Here is an 11,884-nt window from a genome sequence, read left to right as displayed (position 1 = left end):
AAAGACCATCGTTCGTATTTCCTTCTACAGTATTTATGTCACAATATTTTCAGAAAGAGTATATATCGTAAATTTAAAATAAATACAAATAGTATTTGTATTATAACATCATCTGTTTATTTTAATATATCAATATTAAAATACAGTTTTTAAAAAAGCAACTAAAAACACTCCAAAATTCAAAATTGGATAATGCAGTGTTCATAAAAATTATTTGATTTTCAGAATTAAATCGTTAGATAATGGGAGATGTGATAAAATTAAAGTTAAAATTATACTACCTCAAATCATTAGCCTTTTATTACATTCTTTAACTAACCCATCCTATTCATCTATTTCTTATTTTGTTCTGTTATTTTTTAGTAAGCGTAGCTAAAGGACGTTACAAAGCCTTAGCTGCGCTTGTTACTGACTATTATTTTGAATTAATCATTTGTAATACCTTTTCTAAAGAAATTAACGTATTTCCTGTCTTCATCCTCAAAACATCTTCCATCTGACATTTCATTAGCCGCTGAGAAATATTTTCGTGCTCTTTCATAATCTTTCATTCCAAATAATACTTTAGCCGCTAAGAAATACCTTTCTCCACTATCAATTCTAAAAGTAGCACACTTGAATAGTTGGTTTGACCATAGTACTGCTTCTTCAAAATTATTTAACATTATATAAACTTCACAAATAGCCTCTGCTAGATGGAAACTTTCATCATAATTTTCTTTTGGTAAAGGTAACAGGTACCATGCTTGTTTTAGAGTTGCTAATATTTTATCATAGTTCTTTTGCTCATAATACTGATTAGTCGAACGCATTAAATCATGTATAGCCTTACTTAATCTTTCATTTAATACTAGTTCTTCCATTCCAATCACTCCATTCATCTGTTTTAATTTTATTTTACAGATGGTAATTTTACAGGAGGTACTTCTTCTATAGGTGGTTCATCCATAGGAGGTAAATCCATTTCCATCTGTTCCCACACATCTGAAGGCTTTTCTTTATCTAATGGGGGTAGGTATGTTTCTTTTATTCTTCCCTCTTTATTCCACCACTTAACTGCGTCTGTTTTATGTGCCATATCTGCGTATTTTAATTTATACCATTTGCCATCATATGCTTTAAACTTAGTTATACCATTCTCTACTTTTATAGTACCATCTTTCAACATTCTATCAATAACTTGTTTACCCGTAGGTGATGTTTTACTAGGTGTTTTTCCTACGCATTGTAATCTTTTTGTGATTCCGGATATTAGTGGTGAATCTTCTCCACCTAATACGTTATAGATATGCTGACCCTTTGCTTCATTTAATTTATCAATATTGTAAGCTAACTTATCTTCACTAATATCATTAGCATTTAACAGGATTTGACCGACAACCCCTCCTAAGACATTATTAGCCACATTTTCGGTATAACGTTCTAACCAAGAATCCTTTGGGTTCTCATTTCTATATTTAATTATTTCTTCTTCGATTTTCTGTTTTTCTTGTATTGTATCAGCTTCAAACCATTTTAATGATAAAGCTACTAATACATTTTGAGATTTAATTGAGTACTTACTTGAGTCTTTATCTTTATTATATAATATTTCCTTACTTTTACGGACTAAATTCTCACAAAATACTATTAAAACAACAACTGCACTTAAATAAATATCTAAGCGAAGTTGTTGTTATTTATATACAATGTTTCATCTTAGTATTTGGTTCGTCCTTTAAGAAAAATATAAAAACTTTTAACAGTATTCTTAATAATAGAGAAGAGATTTTATTAGGATATGAAGCAATAATTCACACATTAACTGATATTTCAAAGCTGAAGTTTGATGGCTTAAGCCGGCAGGACTAAGCACTTTCTTGTATTAACATTATGAAGGACTTTAATGCTGGAGAAATCCATTTGTCCTTATGGCAAATAACTTGTGTCATAATATCAAAAGCTGGTCCACTCCAATTAAGTTCTATTAACTGTTTGCTATCCAATTCATTAAGAACAGTAAACCGTGGAAGTAATGTTATACCAAAACCCAAAATAGTAAGCTGCTTAACTGTTTGAATATTACTAGTTTCTAAGGTTATTTTAGACGTAACCTCGGTATCTGACAAAATTCTTTCAAAAATATTTCTAAAGAAGCATCCTTGTCTGGTAAGTAACAGTGGATGCTTAGACAAATCTTCGGAGCAAACACTGCCCTTTTGTAGTAAAGGGTGGTTAGGAGCAACTAATAAGGATACTGGTTCTTCTTGGCTGGATTTTATAACAAATTCAGGATAAGATATTACCGAATCCAGTAAAATTGCTACATCAATTTGATTATCCCGCAATAATGATTGTAGTTCCCGGGAATTACCGGTTTTTAGAACAATTTCAACCTCAGGATAAAGTTCATTGTATTCTTTTAGAATGTTCGGAAGTTTGAAAGCGCAAATAGATTCAACCACACCAATAGAAAGGGTTCCTTTGATAATATCTGAGTTAGAGGCAATACCTTTAGCATTTTCCCATATATTAAGCAATTGTTTGGCGTATAAAAGAAATTCTCTTCCTTCAGAGGTTAAGGATACTTTTTTGCCAATTCTATCAAATAATTTAATACCTAATTCTTTTTCTAGTAACTGAATTTGAGAAGTAATAGCTGACTGTACATATCCCAATACATTTGCTGTTTGAGTAAAACTATTCAATCTTGCAACAGTTGTAAAGGTTACTAATTGTTTCATATCCATATTTTTCACCCCTTGTTATCCAAATTACTGATTATAATTGCACAAACTATTCACAAAACTAATTAACATGCTCATAATAACATAACCTTAGAAAAAAATCCATGACCACAAGAACATTTACAAGGTCATGGATTTTATTAGATTTTCACACAATTGTAATTTTATTGAACCGTTGTCCTATGGAATGATTAAAAATTTAAGCTGCTACTTTTTTTAGAACTAATATGAAATAAAAACATTGTTAAACTTATACAACAAGCTATTAGCATTATGAAAGGCCAAACTGCAGTTATACCAAATTTATTTATATATCCCCCCATGAAAAATATGCCACTAGCTCTTCCTAATGAGTAACAAATGAACATTAAGGAGGAGTAACGTCCTCGCATTTCTTCATTACTATTGTTTGCAAGATATACTCCAAAGTTTGTAGAATTTAGTATTTCTCCAATAGTCCAAAATATTGTAGACAATATGAAAAGAGAAAAATGCCTAGAGATACCTATCATTCCAAAACCAATAGCATATAAAGCACCTCCAAAAGTTATATTAATAAGAGAGGATTTTTTTCTCATTAAATAGGTTATTAAGGCTGTTAGTGAAACAACTGTAATTGCATTAATACTCATCAAGTAACCGAAAAATACAGGACCATTACCATCGAATAAGCTATTTAGCATAAGTGGTAATGAAAAACTGTTTTGTGCGTAGATAAAACTATACATTAAATATAAAAATAGAAAAAATATGATTTTATAGTTTGTTTTTAACTCATGTATAAAACCTAGCTTATTTTTGGTGTTAACTTTTAAATTTCTTTTTCCTTCATCTTTTATATTAAATACCACTAAGCCCACTGCAACAAAAGAAGTAGCAGCATCGCAAATAAAAAACAATTTTAAATAATGATTAAACATAAACCCAGCTAAAAGTGTTCCAAGGGATACACCTAAATTCACCCCTAAATACAAAAGGGATTGTCCAGTTTTTCTTTTATTGGGAGGTAAAAAGTCATATAACATTGTATTTACTGTTGGCTTAACAGATGCGCTAAAGAAAGCCGATAGAAAAATTAAAATAACGATCCATATTTTGTTATTTATGAATACACATGATAATATGCATAATCCCGATAATGTTTGGGATAAAATATATGTGCCCTTTCGACTCCAATAATCAGAGATAATACCTCCCAGCATAGAACCTGGAATCTGCAATAGAACTATGCAAGTTACCAGTATGCTAGCTGTTTTTGAATTGAATTGTAATTTATTAATTAGAAACATTGCTAAAAATGGGACAACAAAATCACCAAGTCTATTTATTAATTGAATCCAAAATAATATATATACGTTTTTTGGTAATCCTTTGTAAAGTTTTATAAAATTAAACATTTGTATCTCCTTTATTTAATGCCTTAAAAATTGTTTAATAGATGTGCCATGAAATTATATACAAATATAAGTTAAGGAGATTGTAGTCAAATTTTCTAATATATATATATCTAAATATATCCAAGGCTAGACTAACTCCAGAATAATTATACTTCTTGATCATCATTAGCTATGAAGTATTAATACCCTAGTTCTTCTCCAATGACTAATACGGTTATATTGCTTTGCATAGGCTTTCGTTTAATGACAGAATAAACTCTGCATCCCCTGGTACTACTATGACAATCCATGCAAACTCCTGTTTTAATACAAGGATTGTCCCAATTTAATTTTTTTATGTTCAATGGTGCAGCTATAGTTTCATTTCTATTGAATGCTTCTTCAGTGTCACGGCATATTTTATTTACTCCAACAGCTATTATAACCTTTTGAGGACCAAAGGTCATTGCGCTAACCCGGTTACCAACACAATCAATGTTTACCAATTCCCCATCCAATGTTATTGCGTTACTACTGCAAAGGAACAAATCACAAGTAAGTTGCTGCCTTCTTATAGCTTGTTTTTCGTCTTTCGAAAGTGCAGGGTTATTGTGATCTAGGATAATTGCCTTTTTATCTAATGCCTTTTTTTGAATTCCCATTTCAGAAATTGTTGCTGAACCGCCAAAACCGATTTTATCTCCTTCTTTGATGTACTCCATAATATATGCAGTTGCCTCCACTGAAGTTTCAAAATAAATTGCATCAAAGAAATTTTCTTTTAGAGATTCCACAACCCGTTCTCCGATTACTTTATCATGCCATTTTTTATTTTCCATTATTATTCCTCCTGATTATATATTTTTTATTAACTTATTGTCATGTACTCCAAGTGATTTTAATAATAATATCGATATTTTTAATATTTGTATAATTTAATTACTCTTCTTTGCATATTTATGATATCATAGGGGATTGTATTAGTAAAATTGATAGTTTTGATTATAATATTCGAAATAATTGATTGATATGTAATGTTGTAACAAAACACTTGCCTTGAGCGTAAAATTAGTTCGTTCATTAATGGGGTACCGCCAGTAAAATGAGGATTTACGACGTTAAGGAATAAAAAGCTGTAATTTGAATAATCAGTATTATTTATAGCATAAAAATAAAAAGGCAAGAATGCCTTTTTTAGTTGTTGAATAATATCTTACTATTGTGTCACTTGCTAAATTTTATTAAATGGAGCCTCCAAGTCATTGAACTACCCATTATTAGCCTTACGAGAATGATGATAACACTCCAAATTATGTGAATAATTGAGAGTTATATTAGGTTCTTTTAATCCCATTACGCATTCAGGAGTTATGTTATAATTTATGAAGAATACGTCTTAACTCAAAATACGAATTATACTCATACCCTCACCAATATATTTAAATTTATTCACCTATTTATTCATTAGAAAAATCCCCATAATACATACCACAACACCAATAACCTTTTGTATAGTAAAGCTTTCTTTAAAGAATAGTGAACCAGCAATTAGAAGAAGATTCGCTACTCATATATTGGATATAAGAGCACCTTTGCTTATTTCCCATCCTAAACGATACATAATAATATATCCACCTTCAATGCCAACTACAAGTAATCCTAATAAAATATTTGATATATTGATACTTGAAATTTCCATAGTTAAGTTGCTTTTTGAAGTAATTAAAAATGTAATGATACTTATAAAACAAGCAACTCCACATGTTGCAATTAAACCAATAAATGGATTTGAAGTATTTGACATATTCTTACTAGTTAAATGATAACAAACATTGCATATAATCACCACTAAAAGTGGCATAAGAGAATTTATATTCATTTTTACAAGTCTCCTAAATCCCTTTTCATACATAATTTATTTTTTATATAACATATCTATATGCGGAATATTATCCTCTAGATATTCTTCTGAAACTGCCTTAAAGCCAAGACTACTATAAAAATTAAGTAAATATACTTGTGCTTGAATTTTAATAGTATCTTCTTTTAAAGTGTTTTCTATAAACTCAATAGCTTTTAACATCATTTCTCTTGAAATTCCTTTACCACGGTGATTTTCTTTTACGACTACTCTGCCTATTGATATTTCATCATAAGAAACTCCCTTTTCCAAAATTCTTAAGTATGCAACTACTTTTCCATTTTCTTCAGAAAATAAATGATATGAATTTAAATCTTTATCATCACAGTCAAGGTATGCACACTCCTGCTCTACAATAAATACTTTGTTTCTTAATGCTAAAATTTTGTATATTTCTTCGACCTTAAGTTGATTAAATTTTTTAATGTTCCAATTCATTAAATTACCTCCATCTACATCAAATATTATATTTTAATATAATGCTTAAACTCCCCTAAAAAACACAAAAGCACCGAATCTCATTCCTCCTTAAAAAGGCCCTAATGGAATAAGAATCAGTGCTTATTAATATTCTTACCCGGGGATAAGAATAAGCATCATATTATTTAATTACTATACATAATATCATAGAATTAACTTTTAAGCAATAGTGAATTTAAACTAGCTGATAAATTCTTGTTTATCTTTCTGTTATGCAAATAATTGATATGTCACATTATCTAACTATTGTGTCACTTGCTAAATTTTAAATGGAACCTTCAAGACATTAAACTATTCATTATTAGCCTAATTAGAATTACTACACCATGTCCAATTATATGGATAATGAGAAGTTATATAAACTGATAACCTATAGGGGACATATTAACTATTTATGTCCCTTATAAATTGGAATTTGTTAAGGAAGTTTCATATACAAAATAGGGTACGGGTTTCCTTGTTCATCTATGTCTGTACGTTTATAAACTTGAAATCCCATATGTTCATAAAACCCTTTTGCTTGTGGATTTTGTTCATTTACTCCCAATTCATTTACGGAATGGTGTTTTATTCCATATCCAATTAACTGTTTACCCAATCCTTTTCCTCTCTCTTCTGGAGAAATAAATAGCATTTCTAATTTTTCACCTTCAATTCCCATAAAAGCAACAGGCTCATTTTCATTATTTGTTGCAATTACTAAATGAGGAATTTGTTTTAAAGCCCTGGGGATATACTTTGCTATTTCTTTAATTTCGCTATCTGATAAAAATAAATGCGTGGCTCTTACTGATTTTACCCAAACCTTACACAGTTTATCTATCAGCATTTCATTTCTATCTTCAACATTTAAAATTTTCATTTTATACTACTACCTTTCAAATTACTATTTATCTACAGATTATTATAAATTGTTTTTACTTCATATTTATTTAAAATTGACTACACTTTTTAATAAAACTTTATATACTTCAACTTCTTGTTATTAGCCTAATGGGAATGATAATAGCACGCCTAATTATATGAATAATTGAGCGTTATATTAGGCTCTCTTAATCCCATTACGCATTCAGAAGTTATGTCATAATTTAAGAAAAGTGTGAATTAATTAAGAACTAGTAAGAACTTTTTTTATAAAACAATTGTCATAATATGCATCTTCTTTTTCAGTACTTGGGGTAGAAGGAGCAGCCATGTTATCAAGTACAAAGTAACTTGCAAATAATGGTACATTATGGATATTTATGGAAATTTCGAGTAATTAAGAGTTACAATTTTTGAATTTTTATCAAAATTTAACATTTTTTATTGTTATTGTATGATTTTTTATGAATTGTATTTTATAATAGTTTTATAGTACTACATGAGTATCATAGGGTTATCATTAAGAAGGAGGCAATTATTTTGGTACAAAAGGAAAAAAACAATTCATCAAAAAAGTTATTTTTCATAGTAATTATGATGATTTTTATATTTTCAGGTTTAATAGGAAGGCTTTTTTATATCATGAAAATTAAATCTTCATTTTATAGTAACAAAGCTTTATATCAATGGACAAAGGATTTTGAGATTCCTGCAAGAAGAGGTAAAATATTAGATCGTAATGACATGGAAATAGCCGTAAGCATGAATGCATATAGAGTAGATCTTGATATGGTTACATTAAGAGAAAGCTTAGTAAATAAAAAAATGACAATAGATCAACTTGCTGCAAAGTTATCGCCTATACTAAACACTAGCACTGATAAACTATCTGACATTTTAAGCAAAACCTCCTCTAATGGGTTTGCTATTCTAGCTAGAGGTATTGATAAAACTCAAGTGGATAAAATAAAGGAATTAAACATTAGAGGTCTTATAACATCATCTGATTCAAAAAGGTATTATCCAAATAACAACTTTTTAGCTGGAGTACTTGGATATGTAAATTTGGAAGGCAAAGGTGTTTCAGGAGTAGAATTAAATTATGATAAAGAACTATCTGGAACTCCAGGCCGTACTACCTATGAAACAGATAGAAACAATGCTCAACTACCTTATGGCAATTCAGATTATACGGCACCTGTTAATGGTAAAGATGTTACTTTAACTATTGATGAGAATATTCAATCTATAGTTGAAAAAGCTGCACAAAAAGCTTTAACTGATAATAATGCTAAATCAGTTACCATAACCGTAATGGATCCCAAAACTGGTGAAATATTAGCTATGGTAAACAAACCAGATTTCGATCCTAATAATCCTAGTAAAAATTTAAAAGGAACTAATAAATCCATTGATGATGTTGTAAAAAACATTGCTGTGCAAAGTGCTTTTGAACCTGGTTCCATATTTAAAGTAATTACCGCTTATGCAGCAATAAAAGAAAATGTAGCAAATGACAGCAGTACTTTTTACTGTAATGGAAGTTTGAATGTAGACGGAGGAATTATTCATTGCTGGAAATTAGATGGTCACCAAACAGAAAGCTTTGAAGACATAATTAAAAATTCCTGTAATGTGGGATTTGGCAAATTAGGACAACAATTAGGTAAAGGACGTTTAGGCTACTATGTATCCTTATTTGGATTTGGCAAAAAAACTTATATAGATTTACCAGGAGAATCTATTGGAATAGTTAAAAATCCTGATACATTAAATAATTTTGACTTATCCAGCCTAGCTTTTGGACAAGGTCTTTCTGTTACTTCAGTTCAATATTTAGCTGCTTTTAACTCTGTAGCAAATGGTGGTACCTGGATAAGACCTCATATTATGAAGCAAATATCTCATACAGATGGAAATAATAATAAAATTGTGGACAAAACTTTTAATGACTTTGGTAAAAAAGCAATTCTTGACGCTAATTCTGTTGCTACATTAAAACCTTATTTAGAGAAAGTAGTAAGTGATCCTCATGGAGTTGGAAACAATGCTTTCATTGAAGGTTATCATATTGCAGGTAAAACTGGAACTGCTCAAAAGGCAAACCCTAAAGGTGGTGGTTATGAATCTGATAAGTACTTTTCTTCCTTCGCTGGTATGGCCCCTGTAGGTGATCCTAAAATTACTTTACTTGTTTCAGTAGATGAACCTGATCCATCAAGATATTATGCATCTGAAGTATCAGCACCAGTAGCTAAGAATCTTTTTAGTGAAATCTTTAATTATATGATAATGAAAGGACAATTATCATTAGATAAACCTACTAACTAGATATATTGAATGTACTATTTAATTTTGCAGAAAGTGCATAAGAGTAGCTAAACTTATCCAAAAGTTTATGAATTTTATCTAATTTTGAATAAATTTATTCTAAAATTACATATACATGGGTGTCGCCAACATTTCCGACAAAACCCACGCTAAGCCAATTATATCCAATAACCAAATACCATAAAGGTTATTTTAGAGTAGTTTTGGCACTTTGATTTTGGTAATAGTTTTAGAACTAAAATTTAGCTATAAATCAGATATTTTAAAGGCTTAAAAGAAAGTACCATAAACCCTTGTTTATGGTACTTTCAAATAAAATAAAACTAGAGTATTTTTACTCTAGTTAAGTTAGTAAACAATATAAGAAAATTATGTATCAAAACTTAGGCATATAGTATTATTTCATGTATTTTACTTTTAAGAATTTGATACATTCCAATTCCATCTTGCATTTATTGTATCTATAAATTTATTGATTTGTTCTTCTGTTAAATCTTTTTCACCAGTTACTACGTTAATGTATCCTTCAAGTTTCCAAGTTTCATCATAAGGTTTCTTAGGTACTTTCCATCTAACCGAAAATCTATAATTATCTCCATTAATTTTTACTTGTAACGATAATATATCTCCATTAAGCATAAACTCCTTCATTTCCATCTTATAAATACCTCCATTGTTATTACTTATACAATATGAACATTTACTATTATTAGTAAATATTTAACCTGTTTAATTTGCTATATTTTATAATTTCATGGTATAAAAATAAATATTAGGTATAGCCTAATATTTATTCATGTAATCTTTCTGTTGTTTAAATACCACAGATTTATAAAAAATCATAGTCACTTAACATCAATTATAATCTTTTTGCATATCTCACAATAATTAGATTCAATATGAGTTTTAAGCATATTTGCTTCATCTAATTGGATGCAATCACTATTAATGATTTTTGATATAATACTTCTTTTTTTATTTTCTTCTACCCATATCAACCCAACTCTTCCATCGCCTTCAATAAATCCTTTTTTCATATCACTTTGACAGTATGGACACTTAACCATTCAAATACCTCTTAATTGTCTATTTCACATAAGATTACGACTATAATTCAATATTACCATTTATTAGTCTAGAAATAAAGATTAAGTAGACGCCAATTTTTATTTTATATAATTTTTCTATAGTGTCACAAATTTAATTTAAAATAAAAAACACACCTTAATTAGTGTATTTTTTAAATTATTTATTTAAGTTATTTTATTTAAATAAATAACTCATTCTTTTGTATTTACTAGTTCCAATATTAAAACTTTTCAATATTACTAAATTCGCTACTTTTTTCTGCTTCCCACTTAATTACTATATTTAAAGTACTTCCAATTATTTCTGATAAGTTTTTAAAAACTACACAAATATTTTTATCTTTTACATATACATTCTCAATAATAATTCCCATACCAAATACAACTTCGGTACTTAAACTATCAAAAAATATATTTTCGGTATCTAAATGAGTAGTTCCTCTTAATTTTCCATAGTTAAATTGACTTAAGGTATATCTGTTTGATAATATTTCAACTTCTTGCCACTTCTGTGGATTAGAATAACAACTAAAATTTAGTTTAACTCTATCTGGATTGAATTTTAAAGGTATAGTTTTTACATATGTTTTAGAAGCAGGAACATTGGTTGACGTATCTGTAAATACTCCATAATCTATCTTCTGAAATTTATCTATTATGTCTTTTTTTATGATTTTCAGTTCATCTTCAACTCTCTTATTTACCAAAATTTTAACTAAAAAATATAAAGATACTCCTGTAGCCGCAATAATAACACTTAATATTGCCCATGTAAGACCTAAAGAGAAATTTACATTATTCTGCACCAGATTAATTTGTTTTTCTAATGAATCAATTTTCTGTATCAATTCTTTTACTTGATCTGACATATTTTCACATCCTTCCATTACATATTTTTCAACAAAAAGATGTAAAATCCTTTTTTATTTTTTATATTCACTATATATTAATATACTGCAAAATAACATTATATGGATTATTATAACTATAGGTATTACTTTAAAATTAAAGTTTAAAAACATACCATGGATAGTAATATTACTAAATAGATTATTAGGCTTGCAATAAAATTTATAGTTAGTACATCTAAATTTACTA

At 28.7% G+C, this 11,884-nt stretch carries 12 protein-coding genes; 1 reads left to right on the top strand and 11 read right to left on the bottom strand.

Going from position 1 to position 11,884, the window contains the following annotated elements:
* Positions 1-425: 425 nt before the first annotated feature.
* The 8 genes from Q6H37_RS07845 to Q6H37_RS07810 form a co-directional block, all read right to left on the bottom strand.
* Complete coding sequence (locus Q6H37_RS07845; protein ID WP_318740673.1) at positions 426-863, bottom strand: hypothetical protein; 438 nt, start codon at positions 861-863, stop codon at positions 426-428.
* Between the two features lie 29 nt (positions 864-892).
* On the bottom strand, positions 893-1,405 hold the full coding sequence (locus Q6H37_RS07840) for a hypothetical protein (protein WP_318740671.1): 513 nt from the start codon (positions 1,403-1,405) through the stop codon (positions 893-895).
* A gap of 442 nt (positions 1,406-1,847) precedes the next feature.
* Positions 1,848-2,729 carry a LysR family transcriptional regulator gene (locus tag Q6H37_RS07835; protein WP_318740669.1) on the bottom strand — a complete coding sequence of 294 codons (882 nt, stop codon included), beginning with the start codon at positions 2,727-2,729 and terminating at the stop codon, positions 1,848-1,850.
* A 188-nt stretch (positions 2,730-2,917) separates the two neighbouring features.
* Positions 2,918-4,123, bottom strand: coding sequence for an MFS transporter (locus Q6H37_RS07830; RefSeq protein WP_318740667.1), 1,206 nt, complete (start codon positions 4,121-4,123; stop codon positions 2,918-2,920).
* Positions 4,124-4,302: 179 nt separating this feature from the next.
* Positions 4,303-4,941, bottom strand: coding sequence for a lactate utilization protein (locus tag Q6H37_RS07825; RefSeq protein WP_318740665.1), 639 nt, complete (start codon positions 4,939-4,941; stop codon positions 4,303-4,305).
* Positions 4,942-5,669: 728 nt separating this feature from the next.
* Positions 5,670-5,981 carry a transporter gene (locus Q6H37_RS07820; RefSeq protein WP_318740663.1) on the bottom strand — a complete coding sequence of 104 codons (312 nt, stop codon included), beginning with the start codon at positions 5,979-5,981 and terminating at the stop codon, positions 5,670-5,672.
* Positions 5,982-6,017: 36 nt separating this feature from the next.
* Positions 6,018-6,461 (bottom strand): GNAT family N-acetyltransferase, encoded by a 444-nt coding sequence (locus Q6H37_RS07815; RefSeq protein ID WP_318740661.1) that lies wholly within the window; start codon positions 6,459-6,461, stop codon positions 6,018-6,020.
* A 460-nt stretch (positions 6,462-6,921) separates the two neighbouring features.
* Positions 6,922-7,365 carry a GNAT family N-acetyltransferase gene (locus Q6H37_RS07810; protein ID WP_318740658.1) on the bottom strand — a complete coding sequence of 148 codons (444 nt, stop codon included), beginning with the start codon at positions 7,363-7,365 and terminating at the stop codon, positions 6,922-6,924.
* A gap of 539 nt (positions 7,366-7,904) precedes the next feature.
* Between Q6H37_RS07810 and Q6H37_RS07805 the strand changes: the two genes are divergently transcribed.
* Positions 7,905-9,698: a stage V sporulation protein D gene (locus tag Q6H37_RS07805; protein ID WP_412523932.1), complete on the top strand. Its 1,794-nt coding sequence runs from the start codon at positions 7,905-7,907 to the stop codon at positions 9,696-9,698.
* A gap of 417 nt (positions 9,699-10,115) precedes the next feature.
* On the opposite strand, the gene Q6H37_RS07800 is transcribed toward Q6H37_RS07805, so the two are convergent.
* The 3 genes from Q6H37_RS07800 to Q6H37_RS07790 all read right to left on the bottom strand — a co-directional run bounded on the left by Q6H37_RS07800 (position 10,116) and on the right by Q6H37_RS07790 (position 11,655).
* A complete protein-coding gene (locus Q6H37_RS07800) occupies positions 10,116-10,355 on the bottom strand; it encodes a hypothetical protein (protein WP_318740655.1) in 240 nt (79 codons plus the stop codon).
* 188 nt (positions 10,356-10,543) lie between these two features.
* Complete coding sequence (locus tag Q6H37_RS07795; protein WP_318740653.1) at positions 10,544-10,765, bottom strand: PF20097 family protein; 222 nt, start codon at positions 10,763-10,765, stop codon at positions 10,544-10,546.
* Between the two features lie 242 nt (positions 10,766-11,007).
* On the bottom strand, positions 11,008-11,655 hold the full coding sequence (locus Q6H37_RS07790; RefSeq protein WP_318740651.1) for a hypothetical protein: 648 nt from the start codon (positions 11,653-11,655) through the stop codon (positions 11,008-11,010).
* Positions 11,656-11,884: the final 229 nt, after the last annotated feature.

Origin of the sequence: Clostridium sp. JS66 (genome assembly GCF_033561535.1) — a bacterium.
In the GTDB taxonomy this organism is placed as follows: domain Bacteria; phylum Bacillota; class Clostridia; order Clostridiales; family Clostridiaceae; genus Clostridium_AM; species Clostridium_AM carboxidivorans.
The sequence above is the reverse complement of the archived record's forward strand: the minus strand, read 5'-3'. Positions and strand labels throughout refer to the sequence as shown.